At 60.7% G+C, this 17,242-nt stretch carries 17 protein-coding genes; 11 read left to right on the plus strand and 6 right to left on the minus strand.

Annotation, left to right across the window (positions count from 1 at the left end; genetic code table 11):
- Positions 1-33 precede the first annotated feature (33 nt).
- The gene (gene gcvP / locus ACWNRM_RS08920; protein WP_485170373.1) at positions 34-2,925 is read left to right on the plus strand and encodes an aminomethyl-transferring glycine dehydrogenase; all 2,892 of its coding nucleotides are present in this window, start codon (positions 34-36) and stop codon (positions 2,923-2,925) included.
- Between the two features lie 232 nt (positions 2,926-3,157).
- Here gcvP and ACWNRM_RS08925 read toward each other — a convergent pair whose 3' ends face one another.
- Both ACWNRM_RS08925 and ACWNRM_RS08930 read right to left on the minus strand, forming a co-directional pair.
- Positions 3,158-3,625 carry a YbaK/EbsC family protein gene (locus ACWNRM_RS08925; RefSeq protein WP_485170372.1) on the minus strand — a complete coding sequence of 156 codons (468 nt, stop codon included), beginning with the start codon at positions 3,623-3,625 and terminating at the stop codon, positions 3,158-3,160.
- A 7-nt stretch (positions 3,626-3,632) separates the two neighbouring features.
- Positions 3,633-4,688 carry an energy transducer TonB gene (locus tag ACWNRM_RS08930; protein ID WP_485170371.1) on the minus strand — a complete coding sequence of 352 codons (1,056 nt, stop codon included), beginning with the start codon at positions 4,686-4,688 and terminating at the stop codon, positions 3,633-3,635.
- Positions 4,689-4,968: 280 nt separating this feature from the next.
- Between ACWNRM_RS08930 and ACWNRM_RS08935 the strand changes: the two genes are divergently transcribed.
- Positions 4,969-5,607 (plus strand): DNA-3-methyladenine glycosylase family protein, encoded by a 639-nt coding sequence (locus ACWNRM_RS08935; protein ID WP_485170370.1) that lies wholly within the window; start codon positions 4,969-4,971, stop codon positions 5,605-5,607.
- An 85-nt stretch (positions 5,608-5,692) separates the two neighbouring features.
- Here the strand turns inward: ACWNRM_RS08935 and ACWNRM_RS08940 are convergent, their stop codons facing one another.
- The gene (locus ACWNRM_RS08940) at positions 5,693-7,138 is read right to left on the minus strand and encodes a M20/M25/M40 family metallo-hydrolase (RefSeq protein ID WP_485170369.1); all 1,446 of its coding nucleotides are present in this window, start codon (positions 7,136-7,138) and stop codon (positions 5,693-5,695) included.
- Positions 7,135-7,914, minus strand: coding sequence for an alpha/beta fold hydrolase (locus ACWNRM_RS08945; RefSeq protein ID WP_485170368.1), 780 nt, complete (start codon positions 7,912-7,914; stop codon positions 7,135-7,137). The genes ACWNRM_RS08940 and ACWNRM_RS08945 overlap by 4 nt, the downstream gene beginning before the upstream one ends.
- Before the next feature lie 366 nt (positions 7,915-8,280).
- On the opposite strand from ACWNRM_RS08945, the gene ACWNRM_RS08950 reads away from it, so the two are divergent.
- The 8 genes from ACWNRM_RS08950 to ACWNRM_RS08985 all read left to right on the plus strand — a co-directional run bounded on the left by ACWNRM_RS08950 (position 8,281) and on the right by ACWNRM_RS08985 (position 15,115).
- The gene (locus ACWNRM_RS08950) at positions 8,281-9,921 is read left to right on the plus strand and encodes a chloride channel protein (RefSeq protein WP_485170367.1); all 1,641 of its coding nucleotides are present in this window, start codon (positions 8,281-8,283) and stop codon (positions 9,919-9,921) included.
- 127 nt (positions 9,922-10,048) lie between these two features.
- A complete protein-coding gene (locus ACWNRM_RS08955) occupies positions 10,049-10,390 on the plus strand; it encodes an AtpZ/AtpI family protein (RefSeq protein ID WP_485170366.1) in 342 nt (113 codons plus the stop codon).
- Positions 10,391-10,482: 92 nt separating this feature from the next.
- Positions 10,483-11,232 (plus strand): F0F1 ATP synthase subunit A, encoded by a 750-nt coding sequence (locus ACWNRM_RS08960; RefSeq protein ID WP_485170365.1) that lies wholly within the window; start codon positions 10,483-10,485, stop codon positions 11,230-11,232.
- Positions 11,233-11,289: 57 nt separating this feature from the next.
- On the plus strand, positions 11,290-11,514 hold the full coding sequence (locus tag ACWNRM_RS08965; RefSeq protein ID WP_023977841.1) for an ATP synthase subunit C family protein: 225 nt from the start codon (positions 11,290-11,292) through the stop codon (positions 11,512-11,514).
- Between the two features lie 22 nt (positions 11,515-11,536).
- On the plus strand, positions 11,537-12,139 hold the full coding sequence (locus ACWNRM_RS08970) for a F0F1 ATP synthase subunit B family protein (RefSeq protein WP_485170364.1): 603 nt from the start codon (positions 11,537-11,539) through the stop codon (positions 12,137-12,139).
- A 12-nt stretch (positions 12,140-12,151) separates the two neighbouring features.
- A complete protein-coding gene (locus tag ACWNRM_RS08975) occupies positions 12,152-12,679 on the plus strand; it encodes a F0F1 ATP synthase subunit B (protein ID WP_062163973.1) in 528 nt (175 codons plus the stop codon).
- 49 nt (positions 12,680-12,728) lie between these two features.
- The gene (locus ACWNRM_RS08980; protein WP_485170363.1) at positions 12,729-13,454 is read left to right on the plus strand and encodes a glycosyltransferase; all 726 of its coding nucleotides are present in this window, start codon (positions 12,729-12,731) and stop codon (positions 13,452-13,454) included.
- A gap of 8 nt (positions 13,455-13,462) precedes the next feature.
- Positions 13,463-15,115: an ArnT family glycosyltransferase gene (locus ACWNRM_RS08985; protein WP_485170362.1), complete on the plus strand. Its 1,653-nt coding sequence runs from the start codon at positions 13,463-13,465 to the stop codon at positions 15,113-15,115.
- Positions 15,116-15,219: 104 nt separating this feature from the next.
- Here ACWNRM_RS08985 and ACWNRM_RS08990 read toward each other — a convergent pair whose 3' ends face one another.
- Entirely contained in the window at positions 15,220-15,351 is a 132-nt protein-coding gene (locus tag ACWNRM_RS08990; RefSeq protein WP_023977846.1) for a hypothetical protein, read from the minus strand.
- Between the two features lie 180 nt (positions 15,352-15,531).
- Entirely contained in the window at positions 15,532-16,047 is a 516-nt protein-coding gene (locus tag ACWNRM_RS08995) for a DUF2721 domain-containing protein (protein ID WP_485170361.1), read from the minus strand.
- 357 nt (positions 16,048-16,404) lie between these two features.
- Here ACWNRM_RS08995 and ACWNRM_RS09000 point away from each other — a divergent pair, with 357 nt between their 5' ends.
- Positions 16,405-17,217, plus strand: coding sequence for a creatininase family protein (locus ACWNRM_RS09000; RefSeq protein WP_485170359.1), 813 nt, complete (start codon positions 16,405-16,407; stop codon positions 17,215-17,217).
- Positions 17,218-17,242 lie beyond the last annotated feature (25 nt).

Genomic DNA, 17,242 nt, shown 5'->3' on the forward strand with positions numbered 1-17,242 from the left:
TCGTTTGCGTTCCTGACAAGGATCTGCCGAGACGTGACCCGTAACGCCCCGCTCAATACGTCGCCCAATACATCGCTGTGGCCCGCGCATGAAGATGACCAGTTCGTCTCACGCCATAACGGCCCGCGCCCTGGCGAAGTCGTTTCCATGCTCAAGACGCTTGGTGTGCCAAGCATCGATGCGCTGATCGAGCAGACGGTGCCTTCTGCCATTCTGGACCGCAAGGCCTCTGGCGTCGGCCCTGCGCTGACCGAGAGTGAGGCGCTGGCGCGGCTGAAGCAGATTGCAAGCCGCAATGTGGTCATGCAGTCCATGATCGGGCAGGGCTATCATGGCACGATCCTGCCTCCCGTCATCCAGCGCAATATTCTGGAGAACCCGGCCTGGTACACGGCCTATACGCCGTATCAGCCGGAAATCAGCCAGGGCCGTCTTGAAGCGCTGCTGAACTTCCAGACGCTGGTCTGTGACCTGACCGGGCTCGATATCGCCAATGCCTCGCTTCTGGACGAGGCCACGGCCTGCGCCGAAGCCATGGCGCTTGCCCAGCGCAATGCCAAGACCAAAAGTACGGTATTCTTCGTCGATTCCGACACGCATCCCCAGACGCTTGCGGTGCTGCGGACGCGCGCCGAGCCTTTGGGCTGGACCATTCAGCTCGGTAACCCGAAAACCGATCTCGATCCTGAAGCCGTTTTTGGTGCGCTGCTCTCCTATCCGGGCAGCTCGGGCGAGGTGCGTGATTTCCGCGGGGTGATCGCTTCCCTTCATGAAAAGGGTGCGATTGCAGCCCTTACCTGCGACCCGCTGGCCCTTGTCATGCTTGAAGCGCCCGGCAAGCTGGGCGCTGATATCGCCATCGGCTCCATGCAGCGTTTTGGCGTACCAATGGGCTTCGGTGGCCCCCATGCTGGCTTCATGGCCGTGCGTGACGCCTACAAGCGCACCATGCCGGGCCGTCTGGTTGGCGTATCGCGCGACAGCCGCGGGGCTTCGGCCTATCGCCTTGCGCTTCAGACCCGCGAGCAGCATATCCGCCGCGAAAAGGCGACCTCGAACATCTGCACGGCACAGGTGCTTCTGGCGGTCATTGCCTCGATGTACGCCGTCTATCACGGGCCTGAGGGTCTGCGCGCCATTGCGCATCGTGTGAACCGCCTTGCCTCCATTCTGGCTGAAGGCCTGCGCGAACTGGCCGTCAAGGTCGAGACCAGCGTTTTCTTCGACACCATTACGGTCGAGGCCGGTGAATCCGCGGCTCTCGTTCTGGAGCGCGCGCGCAAGGCCGGAATCAATCTGCGCGATGCCGGTCAGGGGCGTCTTGGTATTGCATGTGATGAAACCACCGAGGCGAGCCATATCAAGGCATTGTGGCGCTGCTTCTGCCCCGATGAGGCACGTCTTGCCGCGCTTGAGGCCAAGCTTGATGGCGCCACCACGATCCCGGAAGCGCTGACGCGTAGCGGGGCCTTCATGACGGCCGCCGTGTTCCACGCGCATCGCTCCGAGACGGACCTGCTGCGCTATATGCGTCGTCTGTCCGACATGGATCTGGCGCTTGATCGCACCATGATCCCGCTCGGCTCCTGCACCATGAAGCTGAACGCCACGGCCGAGATGATCCCCATCACCTGGCCGGAATTCGGGGCGCTTCATCCCTTCGCGCCTGCCGATCAGACCGAAGGTTATCTTGAGCTGTTCGGTATCCTCGAACACGCGCTTTGCGCCGTGAGCGGGTATGACGCGGTTTCGCTCCAGCCCAATTCCGGTGCGCAGGGTGAATATGCCGGGTTGCTCGCCATTCGCGCCTATCATCAGGCCAATGGCCAGAGCGAGCGCGATGTGTGCCTTATCCCGGCCTCGGCGCACGGCACCAACCCGGCCTCCGCCCAGATGGTCGGCATGCGCGTGGTCGTGACCGCCTGCGATGCCGCGGGCAATGTCGATCTGGAGGATCTGCGTAAGAAGATCGCGCAGCACGAAGGGCGCATTGCGGCCCTCATGCTCACCTATCCCTCGACGCATGGCGTGTATGAGGAAGCGGTGATGGAGATCTGCGATCTCGTGCACGAGGCTGGCGGTCAGGTCTATCTGGACGGTGCGAACATGAACGCGCAGGTTGGCCTTGCCCGCCCCGGGCTGTACGGCGCCGATGTGTCGCACTTCAACCTGCACAAGACTTTCTGCATCCCGCATGGCGGCGGCGGACCGGGCATGGGGCCGATCGGTGTCAAGGCGCATCTTGCCCCGCATCTGCCTGGCCGTCCTGAGCGCGGCGATGCTCGTGCCGTATCGGCTGCCCCTTTCGGTTCAGCTTCGATCCTGCCGATTTCGGTCGCGTATGTGCTCATGATGGGCGATGACGGCCTGCGGGAGGCCACTGAGATGGCCATCCTGAATGCCAATTACATCGCAGCACGCCTCGAACCGCACTACCCTGTGCTTTATCGTGGCGCCAATGGCCGCACGGCGCATGAATGCATTATCGACCTTCGTCCCCTGAAGGACGCTGTGGGCGTTACGGTGGATGACATCGCCAAGCGCCTGATCGACCATGGCTTCCATGCCCCGACGGTCAGCTTTCCCGTGGCAGGCACCTTCATGATCGAGCCGACCGAGTCCGAGGGCAAGGCCGAGCTCGACCGCTTCTGCGACGCCATGATTGCTATCCGTGAGGAGATCCGAGCGATCGAGTCCGGGAGCATTGACATGGAAGCCAGCCCCCTGCGTCATGCGCCCCATAGTACCGCCGATCTGGTGAGTGAGTGGGACCGCGAGTATGATCGCATGCAGGGTTGCTTCCCCAACGGACTGGACCGCGTGAAGTATTTCGCGCCGGTCAATCGTATCGACAATGCCTGGGGCGACCGTAATCTGGTCTGCTCCTGCCCGGATATCTCCAGCTACGCCGAAGCCGCGGAGTAATTCTGGCTGACCCTCGCTCCCCCTAGGAGGCGGGGGTCCTCTTTTTCTGGAAGAACAAGAAGCAAAAAGACTTTTCGAGGTTTTGGCCGGAGGCATTGGGCAACGTTTTCGTCTTTGGACCGCCGGAGGTATTTGACTATTCGGCGGTGCCCCTAGACGAGTGGCCGTGCCCCTGTTTGCTGCTGTTAATCAAATCAGAGGTTTTTCGGTTCTTTTTCTCAAGAAAGAACGCTTACTTTGCATCCTGTCTTACATGCACCCAAACCCCGTCTGTCAGTTCGACAAGGCGTTGTGGCGTCATGCGCACCGAGGCCGTGATCGATCCAGCGGCGGGGATGATTTCCTCGAAGGCACGTAAGGATTCATCACAATAGACCGGGAGAGGTGCAGGCAGGCCAAAGGGGCAGACACCGCCCACCGGGTGACTGGTGACTTCCATCACGGCTTCGAGCCCCAGAAAGCGGGGCTTGCCGCCCAGAGCCTCACGGGCGCGCTTGTTATCGAGCCGCGCTGTCCCAGCCATGACGACAAGGACAATACGCCCGCCCACATCCACACAGAGGGTCTTGGCGATCTGGTCGGGGTCGACACCGTGCACATCGGTCGCTTCGAGAACGGTGGCGGTGCTGCGACCATCGTCGATGATCGACAGATCGGGGGCAAGGCGGGCGAGTTCGTCGCGAACGGAGTCCAGGCTCATGCGGGTCTCAGCGTCTGATCAGGATGTAGTTGATCGTAAGGTCAATATCGAAATGGTCGCCCTTCATATCGGGCGGAACGGGTGGCAGATGCGCGCCCTGGAACATGCCTGTCGTTGCGGCATCAAGCGAGTAGGAGCCCGACTGCCCTGTAAGGCGCACTGATTTCACGTGGCCCGTGCGGTCGAGCACGACATGAACAGAGGAGGGGCCGTCTTCGCCGTTCTTGATGGCATCCTCTGGGTAATAGAGATGCGCGCGGATCCAGCGGTCGATCTCGCTGCCATAATCGTCGCTCACGCCGCGTATGGAGTTGCGCGTCATGAAGGGCGCGTTGATCTGGCCATTGGTCGAAAGCGGGCCGAGCGACATGTCGATGGGCGCACCCGAACCGCCGCGGCGTCCACGTTGACGGCGCGGGGTGGAGGGGGCCTCGCCAAAATCGAGCGTCGTCATGTTTGCAAACGGATTGTCCGACTGTTTCGTGGTCGGGCGTCGGCTGGAGCGATGGCTATGGGCGCGCGTCTGGGTTTTCGTACCCGACTTGGCGATACCGGGGCTTATGGGTCGGTCAGTCTGTGTCTTGGGAATCTCGGTTGAGGGACCATCGGGCACAGGGGGGGCAGCCGGCGGTGTCGGCGTTGGTACCGCCGGGGTGGGCGTGGATTCGGCTTGGTCCGGCTGCTGCTCCTGTTCCTTCTCGGGGCTGGAGGCCGAAGGCGCATCATGACTCTGCGATGGCTTTTCCTCGCCGCCGGGCTTGTCTTCATGCGGCCCTGCCATCCCGCTGCGCGACGGTGGCGCAAACATCATCTCGACCTGGGGCTGTTCGATTCCTTCGGGCAGGCCTCGCGCATGGCGGGCACCCTCATAAACAAGCAGACCCAGGATGATCGCGTGAGCAATGGCTGAAGCGATGAGGACCGTGACAACACCCTGATCTTCCAGAATCTGGGGGCGGATGAGCGACGTGCCAGCTGGTTTCAGATCGGGCTCAAGCCCGGTTTTGGGCTCGTACTGCCTCAGTGGCGCACGCATGCCGCGCATAGGGGGCAGGGCGCGCATGGACCTTGCCGCCGGTGCAAAGAGCAACGGCTCGTTACGTGCCCGTTTTCCGTCCGGGCGCGGGGCGTGGGCCGCACCGGATGAAGGGGGCGCCGGATCGACGGGTCGGGTGCGTTTCAGAAGAACACCTGCAAGAATCAGAACACACGCCGCCACGTGGCCGGGCAGGGATCTTTCCCTGGAGCACGACACGATCTGGCATCTGGCGCTATCATGACATTGGACCCATGATCTTGCCAAGCGCGTGAACGTCTCGTCTGTTACATAAGAGGAAAAACCGGTGCTCGAAGACCCTGCTCTTTATACCTGTCTCGGGCAGGATCCGGCTCTGGCGGACGTCATCGCCCGCATCGGGCCCTGCCGTCTGCGCGGGGCCGACGGCAAGACACCCTATCAGGCCCTGATACGGGCCATCATTGGCCAGCAGCTTCATGGTCGCGCAGCAGAGGCAATCCTGGGGCGTGTCTGTGCGCTCGCGGGCGGAGAGATGCCCGAGCCTGGTTTTCTTCTCTCCCTGCCTGAGGATACACTCAGGGGGTGTGGGCTCTCGGCTGCCAAATATGTCGCGTTGCGTGGGTTGGCGCAGGCCCGGCTGGAGGGCCTTGTGCCGGGTGCCGAAGAGGCGGCAGGGCTGGACGACGACGTGTTGATCACCCGTTTGACCACGTTGCGCGGAGTCGGGCGCTGGACTGTCGAGATGTTACTTATCTTCACATTGGGGCGACAGGACGTGCTTCCAGTTGACGATTTTGCGGTCCGGGCAGGATGGCAGAAGCTGCACGGACTCGACTTGCCACCCAAGCCAGCGCAGCTACGTGCGGAGGCCGCTCGTTTCTCTCCCTGGCGCTCGGCGCTGGCATGGTATCTGTGGCGTCTCTCGGAGGAAGGAAAATCGGTTCGTAATGCCCTGACTGGCTGAGGGAGGTGACTGTTTCTGGTTGGAAGGGCCGCGCCATGATGAGGGCGCGATTTGCGGGCCTGTTCCATGCCCCGGTATGGGCACATCAGCGCCCGGAGAGAGCCGGTATCAGTGAAAGCAGAAAATGCAGGCCCGGTGTAATGGCTGAAAGCGGGACGCGCTCGTTCAGTCCGTGAGCAAAATTGTCTGATGACTTCATGAAGATCGGGCAGGCACCGTAGCTCGGTACGCCCAAGGCTCTGAACCACATGCTGTCGCTCGCGCCTGAACTCATGCTTGGAAACACTGGCACGTCCGGATAGGCCGCTTGCGCAGCCCGGGTCACGGCGCTGGCAAAGGGCGTATCAAGGGGCGAGGGCTGTGTTTCGACTGTGCCGGTACTCTGGTCCTGCAGATGGACAGATGGATCGGCAATCATTTCGGTTAGCTCGTGGATGACATCGACACGTGAATGTCCTGGGAAGATACGGCAATTGATGTTGGCATTCGCGTGCTGCGGAAGCGCATTGAGGGCATGACCCCCCTGAATTGTCGTCACCACGCAGGTCGTGCCGATGCTGCCCACCAGAGAGGGTTCAGCGCGTAATATCGCAACGGCCTGGGCGTTGTCGGGTGTTGCAGCAAAAACGCGCATGGCCGCAGCAAGACGTGGGGAGGAGAAGCGCGCGGCATTCATGAAATAGCTGCGGGTCAGGGCGTTGAGTTCGGGCCTGAAAGGGGTTGCCTGTATCTTGAGCAAGGCGGCCGCCAGCACGTCGATGGCATTGCGGGTACGTGGTTCAGAGGAGTGTCCACCCGGATCTGTCACACTCAGCCTGATGTCGGCATAGGTCTTTTCAGCGCCTGACCATGTATAGAAGAGGGGACGGTTCGTTTCCTCATCCAGCACGCCGCCGCCAACATCGAGGTTGAGAACCTCTGCGGCGTTGGAGAACATCCGGGCCAGGATCTGGCCGGTTTTCATCGCTGTTTCCTCATCTCCGGAAAAAGCCAGGATCACGTCACGCGCCGGAACGAATCCCTGTTGTCTGAGATGGATCAGGGATGTGATCGCCAGCGCGTTGCTCATCTTCATGTCGCTGGCGCCACGGCCATAAAGATAGCCGTTTTCCGTAACCGGGCTGAACGGGTCGTGCTGCCAGTCAGAAGGGGTGGCGGCCACCACGTCCATATGACCTGATATCACGAGAGGTTTGAGTGCCGGGTTTCGTCCTTTCCAGCGGAGAACCAGAAAGGCCGTATCATCCTGTCTTGTTATTGCGATGGTGTCGTTCGGAAAACCTCCTTTTATCAGGGTCGACCGGTACAGGTCGGCGACCGATGCTGTCTCGTTGTGCGGACCGGCAACCGAATGAAACCCCATTGAAGCCTGGGCAAGGTTGAGCGCCTGGAGACCTTCACGCGTCAGCGCCGGCAAAGGGTCTGCCTGCGCGTATCCGACAGACATACATCCAGTGTGCAATAACAGCAGCAGGGCGGCGCGTTTGATCATTGCGGTTGAAACCTTGGTCTCAGGGGGGGGTGTGGTCATATCGTATCGATGAAAGCGAGCATTTTTTCGGTGAACAGCTTGGGATTGTCCGCATGGAGCCAGTGCCCGGCATCGGGGATCGTTTCCAGACGGTAATGGGGGAAAAGCCGCCTCATGACCGGTTCGTGATCCTTGCCGATATAGGGCGAATGTTCACCGCGCAGAAAAAGCGTCGGCCCTTCGTAGACATAGCCTTCGGGCATGTAAGGCCAGTTCTCGATGTTGGGCATTGAGTTGGCTATGTCCTTCAGGCCGATCTGCCAGCCCGGATCGCTGCCGAGGCGAACATTCTGGAGCATCAGGTCACGCACACTCCTATTGGGAATTTCCCGGGCGAGAAGCTGGTCGGCTTCCTGCCGGTCGAGATGATCGGGAAAGTGGATATGCAGCATCGCTTCCGCCAGGGCGGCTTGCCCGAAGCCGGTGCGTGCCGGTGCCATATCGCCAATCAGGAGCCCTGCCACGAGTTCGGGGTATTGCAGCGCCATGATCATGGCGAGCTTGCCGCCCATGGAATGGCCCACCAGTATGGCGGGCAGGGCTTCCTGCGCACGCAGGGTTTCCACCACATCATCCACCATGGTCGGGTAGTCCATCGGCCCGTGAGGGCTCTCGCCATGATTGCGTAAATCAAGCGCGAGCGTGCGATGGGTACGCGCCACCTGGCGCTGGAGGAACCCCATGTTGCGTGCGCGTCCGAACAGGCCATGCAGGAACACGACCGGCGGATGACCCGCAGGCTGGGCCGGGAGGCGCTCGATAACGTTCAGAAGCACGATGGGTGAGTCCTTATGAGCAGAGGGACGACGGGGGCCATTGGGCGATGCGCTGTCCGCTGGGGACGGCAATGCGGCCAGTAAGGGGCCTTGCAGGCGGAATGGAGCGGAAGTCTGGGGTTTTCTGTTGCCTGCGACAAGTCCAGACGACAATAAGGACAGCGCTTTCCTTCGGTCCTCAAAGTCATGTCAGGATCTCTCTTGGGTTCAGGGTTCCACAGAACTGCGCGGCGACAGGCTTTCAGGCGTATTCGCCACAGGGTGCATGTGCCCTACTATGCCCGCGCCCTCGTCCGATCCAATGAAATCTGGTTGACTGCCCTATCATCGTGTGTCGGAATTTTTGCTGGATTGAGTGTCTGGCTCATGACACGGGCAACGTTGCTCGCCCACAGGCTGCTTTATGACCTGCACAACGATGGCAGGCTCTCGGGGCTTGACCGTCTCGATCCCTGGCGCACCGTGCTCATGCCCTGCCTTGGCGGCCTTGCGCTCGGCATGTTCGGGCTGATCATCGCGCGGCGCTACCGCCATCGCCCTGTTGATCCGATCGAGGCCAATGCCCTTCACGGTGGGCGTATGTCGGTGCGTGACAGTGCCATCGTGGCGTTTCAAACCTTCATGTCCAATGGCTGCGGTGCCTCGCTCGGCCTCGAAGCCGGGTTCTCGCAGATTGCTGCGGCTCTGGGTTCGCGATGTGGCGCCTTGTTCAGGGTGCGGCGCGCCGATATGCGTATCCTGGTGGGGTGCGGTGCCGGGGGCGCTATTGGTGCGGCGTTCGATGCTCCCATGGCAGGGGCCTTCTATGCCTTTGAACTGGTGATCGGGACGTATTCCCTCGTCAATCTGGCCCCTGTCGCGATCGCAAGTATCAGTGCTGTCGGGGTTGTCCGCCTGCTGGGCGGGGTAACGGCGACGGTTACCATGCTGCCGCACACTGCCCTGGGCATGCGTGACAGCCTGCCGGTCATGCTGCTTGGCGTCACATGTGGTCTTGCCGGAATTGCTGTCATGTATGGCGTGACATTTGCCGAGGGCCTGTTCAGGCAGCTGTCCCTGCCGGGCTGGGTCAGGCCCGCTCTGGGCGGGTTGATGGTGGGTGGCCTCGCCCTTTACTCGCCATCCATCCTGTCTGCGGGGCACGCAGCAGTTCGCAAGATGCTGGTTGACGGGTTGCCAGTCTCCACACTCGTCATATTGCTGGTGTTCAAGACCGTGGCCTCGTCCATCTCGATCGGGAGTGGCTTTCGCGGCGGTTTGTTCTTCGCATCGCTTTTTCTCGGTGTGCTGTCAGGATCGATTTTCGGGCATGGACTGACAGCGTTCTTCCCGGCGGCCTTGCCGGTCACAACCTGCGCCATTCTTGGCATGAGTGCCACGGCAGTGGCGATCATCGGTGTACCGATGACCATGACCTGCCTTGTTCTTGAAATGACGGCTGATCTCTCTCTGGCAAGCGGTGTTTTGCTGGCCAGTGTGATGTCTTTGCTGACGGTGCGGCGTCTGTTTGGCTACTCGTTCGCCACATGGCGCTTTCATCAACGTGGCGAATCGATTCGCTCTGCCATCGATATCAGCTGGCTGCGTGAACTGACCGTGGGGCGGATGATGCGCCATGAGATGACCTGCTTCACACCGGACACCCTGCTTGGTCAGGCGCGGCAATGCTGCCCTCTTGGTGCAACGCCGCAGATCGTGCTGGTGGATGCGTCGGGAACATATCGCGGGATCGTGCTTCTGTCTGAGATTCATGCGCCGGATCACCCCGATGACAGGGTGCTCGGCGCTCTGGCCCTGCATCAGGATATGACGTTGCTGCCGGAGATGACCTGCCGGGAAGCCGCAGCCTTTTTCGAACAGGCCGAGGCCGATGCCCTTGTCGTGATTGCCGACCACGCTTCACGCCGTGTCGTAGGGCTTCTGAGCGAGAAATATGTGCTGCGTCGTTACGCAGAGGCACTGGACAGGACGAGGCGTGAGCTGACAGGTGAGGCGAGGGGCCAGTAACGCGGTCATGACAGGGCCAAGAAATCATTGTCCTGCAGTTACGAGGCGTTGACACGACACGTCGACATGGGTAGCAGACGCGCACCAAGGACTCCCCGCACAGGGGAGAAAAGCGAGGTATGGAATCGTGGGCGCACTGGACGACCGAAACGTTTCCTCGCAGGCGGAGCAAGGCGCCGACAGCTTCAACAAGAGGCTGGCCGATGCAGAACTCCGGATGCGCGGTAAAAGCGGTAAGTCGGACTCGGTTTCCACAGGGAATGAAAGCGATGCCGATTATTCGGCATTCGGGCTGGCAATGAGAATCGGGACCGAAATGGTCGCCGCTCTGGTTGTTGGTGTGGCTCTGGGCTATGGGCTTGACCGCCTGTGCAGTATCAGACCGTTGTTCCTGATCCTGTTCTCGCTCGTCGGCGGTGCAGCAGGAATGCTGAATGTCTGGCGTGCGGTGAAAAACGCCAACGTCTGATGGGGTGATGCCGCAAGGTACGCTCTTTACTGTGGGTTTCATGGATTTCCGGCATAGGCCTGGAAGTCTGCATCGTAAGCGGGAGAGGCAGCTTGGCCGCCGGATCAACGATTGACGCGCTCGGCCAGTTCGAGCTTCATCCTGTTCTCGGGCAGATTGGCGAAGCACTGCGCTTCAGTCAGTCTCCGGCTTTCATGCTGGTGGCTGTCATCCTTGTTCTGGCCTTCCTGTATATCGGCATGCGTCCGGCGGCTGTCGTTCCCGGCCGTCTGCAGGCAGCGGCCGAGCTGGGCTATGACTTCATCCACAATATGGCGATCGAAACCATCGGCAAGGAAGGCACCGCCTTCTTCCCGTTCGTGTTTGCTCTGTTCTTCTTCATTCTGGCCGGTAACTATCTTGGCCTGATCCCGTATTGCTTCACCTTTACCAGCCATATTGCCGTGACCGTGTCGCTGGCCCTGCTGGTCTTCGTGGTGTCGATTCTCGCTTCGCTGAAGCATCAGGGCTTCAAGTTCTTCGCGCATTTCATGCCCGATGGCGCCCCGGTTTTTCTTGCGCCGCTTCTGGTGCCGATCGAGATCCTCTCCTTTCTTTCGCGACCTGTCAGCCTGTCGATCCGACTTTTCGCCAACATGATGGCTGGTCACGTTCTGCTCGAAGTTTTCGCTGGCTTTACCCTGATGCTGGCGGGTCTTGGAGCCTTCGGGTCGGTGCTGGCTGTGGCGCCTGTCGTCATCAACGTCGCACTGACGGCTCTGGAATTGCTGGTGGGCGTTCTGCAGGCTTATGTGTTCGCCATCCTCACCTGCATTTATCTGCGTGAGGCTGTGGCGCACTGAGTGCACGCCGCGACCCACGCTCAACTGTTGTATCGTCGTAACCAAGGAACCTGACTCATGGACGTCTCTGCTGCTCGCGAAATTGGCGCCGGTATTGCTGTTATCGCTCTTGCCGGTGTCGGCATCGGCCTCGGCAACATCTTCTCGACGCTGGTGAGCTCGATCGCCCGCAACCCGGCTGCACGCCCGCACGTGTTCGGCCTCGGCATGCTCGGCTTCGCGCTGACGGAAGCCGTTGCGCTTTTCGCTCTCCTCATCGCCTTCCTGATCCTCTTCGTCTGATCCAGAGGCAGGGGTAACAGTCATGCGCCTTCCGTCTCGAAATCTCGCTGCCACGCTTGCCGTCGTGCTTGCGCTCGGCACTGTGCCGGGACGGGCCTGGGCCGTTGGCATGCCGCAGCTTGACTTCTCCAACCCCCTGCTTATCGGGCAGGTGGTCTGGGGCGCTGTCATCTTCGCGGTTTTCTACGTCATTCTGAGCCGCTCGGCCCTGCCGCGCATCGAAGGGGTTCTGACCCATCGACGCAACCGGATCGAGGGCGATCTCGATATTGCCCGCCGTGCCCGTGACGACGCTGACCGCGCCGTTGACGAGCTGCGTCGCGCCCGCCATGATGCGGCCGCACAGGCGCAGGCCAATATCGATCGGGTCGTTCACGAAGCCCGTATGGCTGCCGAGGCACAGACCCACGAAATGAACCATCGGCTCCATGCCGATATTGTCGAAGCTGAAAAGCGCATTGCTTCTGCCCGTGCCGAAGCGCTTGCCAGCCTGCCGACAGTCGCTACCGAAACGGCTCATAGCCTGATCGAGAAGCTGCTGCGTCCCGCAGGTCTGGAAAATGCGGTTTCCAGGGCTCAGGTGCAGGACGCGGTCCATGCCGGGCTTGCGGTCAGCAAGGGCTGAGGAGAGCACGCGATGTTTCATGATCAGCGTTTCTATGTCGCTATTTCCTTCGTCCTGTTCTTCCTGTTCTTCGGACGCAAGCTCTGGGCGGCCATTGCAGCCGTTCTCGACGCGCGTGCCGATCAGGTGCGCAGCAATCTGGACGAGGCAAGCCGCCTGCGCCGTGAGGCCGAGAAGATGCTTGAAGATGCCACGCGTGAGCGTGAGCAGGCTCTGGCCGAATCCCGTGCCCTGATCGAGCGTTCACGCGCCGAGGCGGCCAGCATTGCCGAGAACGCCCGCCGCGAGGCAGAAGCCGTGGCAGCCCGTCGCGAGCAGATGGCTCGTGATCGTATTGCCGCTTCCGAGCGCGCAGCTATTCGCGAAGTGCGTGAAATGGCAGCCGATGCAGCCATTCAGGCGACACGCAGCCTGCTGACACAGCATCTTACTGCCGAGCAGGCAGGTGCCTCAGCCCTGCTTGACCGTGGCATCAGTGATCTGCCACAGGCTTTGAAGGCTTCCAACGAAGCCGGATCGCGCAACCAGAACGCGGCCTGATCATCTGTCCGGGCTTCATGGCCCGGACAATTCATAGGCGGTTTCTGCCATGACCATTCGTCTCTCCATTGTTATCGCCGTTCTGAATGAGGCCGAGAATATCCGCCCCGTTTGCGAGGAGCTCGCGAATGTGTTCGAGAACGCGCCGGATATCGAAATCATCTTCGTCGATGATGGCAGCCGCGATGCGACGGTGCCCCAACTCCTCTCTGCCCGTGACAGCCTCCTTCCTGCCCTACGCCTGCTGAGCCATGATCGGTGCCGGGGCAAGTCTGCGGCGTTGCGTACCGGCATCGAGGCGGCCCAGGGACGCTGGATTGCCACGCTGGATGGCGACGGTCAGGATGATCCCGCAGTCATTATCGACATGCTCAAACGCGCCGAAGCCTTTACCGAAGGCGAACCTCTGGTTGTGGGCGTACGCCTCAAGCGTAATGACCGTCTTTCACGCGTAATTGCCACGCGACTGGCCAACGGGCTGCGTCGTCGACTTCTCAATGATGGTTGCCCCGATACGGGCGCCCCCATGAAGCTGTTCGCGCGTGATACCTTCCTGCGTATTCCGCAGTTCGAGGGTGTGCATCGCTTTCTGCCTGCCCTTCTAGGGTGCTACGGGGCAAAGCTGATCTGTGTCGAGACCCGCCACCGGGCGCGTCTGCACGGCCAGTCCAAATATACCAATCTCAATCGCGCGCTCGTCGGCATCCGTGATCTTCTGGGTGTCATGTGGCTGCTCAATCGTACGAGACTGCCGGGCCGCGTAACCGAACGCTGAGGGCTCTCATGACTCTGACCTGGCGCCATTACCTTGGCGTAGCGCTGCTGACGCTGGCAATTTTCCTGCCTGGGCGCATGAGCCTCGTGCCGCTTGATCGCGATGAGCCGCGCTATATGGAAGCGTCGGCGCAGATGCTTGAGAGCGGCAATTTCATCGATGTCCGTTTTCTCGATCAGCCCCGCTATCTGCAGCCTGCTGGAATTTACTGGCTGGAAGCGACGGCGCAGAAACTTTTTGGCGGTCCTCATGACCGCCATGTTGCCTGGCCCTATCGAATCCCGAGCCTGATTGCTGCTGTATCGGCAGTGACTCTGACAGCCTATCTGGGGGCTCTGCTTTTTAGCGGGATGACCGGCCTCGTGGCCGCGGCCCTGCTGGCGGTCTCGACGTTGCTGACAGCCGAAGGGCGGATGGCGACCATCGACACCGTCTTGCTGCTTGATATCCTGCTAGTCGAGACGGCCTTGCTGCGCGCTTATCTCGACGCCCAGCGCAATCGCGAAACGCCGGTCACCATCGCGCTTCTGTATTGGGGCGCGTTGGGTTGTGGGCTCATGCTCAAGGGGCCGGTCGTTCTCATCCCCGGGCTTGCTACACCGTTGGCCCTGCGGGTGATTGAAAAGCAGGCGAGCTGGTTTCGGCGTTTGCGCCCTTCATGGGGCTGGCTGGTCACTCTGGCTGTCGTGCTGCCCTGGTGCATCGCGATTGGCGTGGTCAGCCACGGTGCCTTCTTCTCACGCGCAGTCGGAACCAATTTCCTTGGCAAGATTGGACACGGGCAGCAGGCGCATGGCCTGCCGCCGGGCTTTCATGTTGTCGTGTTCCTGCTCGCCTTCTGGCCTGGCTCGCTCTTTCTGGTGCTGGGTCTGCCTGCCATCTGGGCGCGTCACCGCGAGCCAGCCGTGCGCTTTCTGCTGTGCTGGATTGTCCCCCATTGGCTGGTTTTCGAAGCGATTGCGACCAAGCTGCCGCATTATGTTCTGCCCACCTACCCCGCGATTGCCATTCTGGTAGCGGCAACTCTGGTCAGGTGGCCGCTGCGTCGACCCTCTGCCTTGTGGGCACGGGGGCTGATGGGGGTCTATGGTCTGCTCTGGGGCGCACTGGCTCTGGTCTTTGCCGTGGCTGGACTCGCTTTGCTATGGCAGAGCGAGCATCGCTTCGATATTGGCGCGTCGATTGCCGTGGCAGGCGCTCTGCCTCTGGTGGTTTACGGGTTCTGGCTTTTGTGGAAAGCGCGACGCCTTCAGGCGGCCTGGGTCATGATCAGCGCGGCTGTTGTAATTCATGCCGGCATCTTCCTCACGGTCATACCCAATCTTGGCCTGTTGCAGCTCGCGCCCCGCGCCGCGGCGCTTTACGAGGATTACAAGCCTTGTGAGGATAGTACGCTCGTCTCGGTATCCTATTCGGAGCCCAGTCTGGCGTTTCTGGCCGGATCGAACACGAAGCTGCTCGGCGTGCCCGATGCCGCACGGTATCTCACAGCTAACATGTCGTGTTCTCTGGTGCTGGTCGATCGCAAGGACGAGACGGCACTTCGCTCAGCGCTGGACGGGCAGGGCGTTGCCCTGACGGAATATGGCCGCGTTACCGGGCTCAACTATTCCAATGGTCACAAGCTGGATCTGGGATTGTTTGCACCGACCCGCCGTTGAGGGCGGGGAGCAAGCAATAGCGATGAATTTCTTGAAGACGGGATGATGCCCAAACGGGTGATTGATCTCTTCTTCAAGTATTCACGAGCATATATGGCGTTAAATCAGGCTGTACGATCAGCTGCGATCGTGGCAACCAGAAGAGCGCCAATAACGGGAATGAAAGAGACCATCGTCAGGGCGCTCAGAGCGCTGAGCGGATGCGAGACGAGGTTGAGGATTTCAACAGTGAACATAAGCTATTCCTAAGGTATCTGGTGTGTGGGCGCGGTAAGAGCGCCCAAAACCGGTCCGAAGCAATCGCTCAAAACGCGTTCCAGCAATGCAATAAACGCATGGAACGACTTCGTTTTCTATTTGGATTTTACCTCCGGGTATTTGGCGAAATAAAATATCCCGTCAAGGTATCCCAAGGCCTATCTTGTTGCTTTGATGGTGGTTACGGGCTTGGGAAGGGCTCCATCTCTTTTCAGGCCATGCCAGGCCAGAAGTGTATCCACCAGAAAGGACGATAGCGCTCCGACCGTACAGAACAGCGCACCTCCGAACAGGAAGATCAGCCAGGCCACTGTTTGGCTGTTATGCAGACTGCCCAGAAACAGGGCCAGTGCCGCGCCGCAGGTGGAGGCCCCGCCAACCCCACCCAGCATGATGGCGCAATCCAGAGCAAAGACCCGTCGGCGTAATCGACGCTGGTGCCGCTTCAACCGTGCTGTCTCATCCGGGTCGCCCTCATGGTCGTCCTGCAGGCGATGGGCGACTTCCTCCACATGGTCCGAAACCCGTGCCAGACGCGTATTGAACAGGGTCAACAGCGAGGCGACGCCTGACAGCATGAAAACCGGTGTCAGAGCGACCTGAATGACATGGGCAACACTGTCGATGGGTTCGGGGGCCAGAAGGGCGTTGAGGCCAACGGGGTCGAGCGCCATGAAAATGGTATCCTGAAGTGAAGGCGTGAAAGCGGGACTGTGTGGGAGCCAGCAGGTTTTACAGTGCTGGCAAAACTCTGCAACATGACAGCGCCCGAAGTGGCTGGTTTTGCTCCCTGTGCTGCGTCATGCGGTCTGCCTCTAGCGGGGGCACAGCATTGGTGGGGCAGCAGCAAGGTCTGGTCGCGGAATGACGCGGGATATAGCGGCAAGGAGGGGCACCGCGCCCAGGCATCGGTCTTTTGGCGCGCCTCTCTGGCGCACCGCGCCAGCTATGTTAAAACCTGATCCGCTCAGGCCCGGCAGACGAAGGGCAAGGCGTTTCGTGTGTCAAGTTTTCCGGTGAAAGATCTCGGTTTGGCTTTTATTCCCGATGTCAGGCGTGCGGCCTGTCTGTTGGTTGCCTCGGCGCTGACCTGCCTCATCCGTCCGTCGGCGGGTCATGCCGAAACGGTATCCTTTGCAAGGCTGACCTGGACCGAAATCCAGTCCCGTATCCAGTCCGGGACAGATACGATCATCGTACCCGTAGGGGGAACCGAGCAAAGCGGCCCCTATATTGCCGTCGGCAAGCACAATGTGCGGGCCGAAGTGCAGGCGGAACGCATTGCCGCCCGGCTGGGCCATACGCTTGTCGCGCCGGTCATTGCCTATGTTCCCGAAGGCGGAACCTCCCCCCGCACCTCCCACATGCGTTTTGCCGGGACGATCTCGATCCCGCCTGCTGTGTTTGAGGGGCTGATCATGGGAGCGGGGGACAGCTTTCATGTCCAGGGTTTCAGGCGTGTTGTGTTTATTGCCGACCACGGCGGGTATTTGTCCTATCTCAAGGCGGCGGTGGACAAGCTGAACAATAAGTGGCGTGGCCAGGGCGAGGCCGTCTACCTCACGGCCTATTATGACAGTATCGGCACACGCTATGCCGAGGTCCTGAGGCAAAAGGGATATGGCAAGGACTTGGGCAAACATGCGGATCTGAGCGATACGGCGCTCATGCTGGCTATCGATCCGACGATGGTGCGTGAGCAGGCGTTGCACAGTGCTGCGCTGCCAGACAGCGCACAGGGCGTTTATGGCGGCGACCCGCGCCCGGCGACTGTGGCGCTGGGGCAGATCGGAACAGCGATTCAGGTTCAGGCGGCGCTCGATGCCCTCGGCGCGTCACGCTAAGCAGAACCGTTATCAAGGAGCATCT

It is taken from the genome of Asaia sp. A2, from assembly GCF_057319415.1.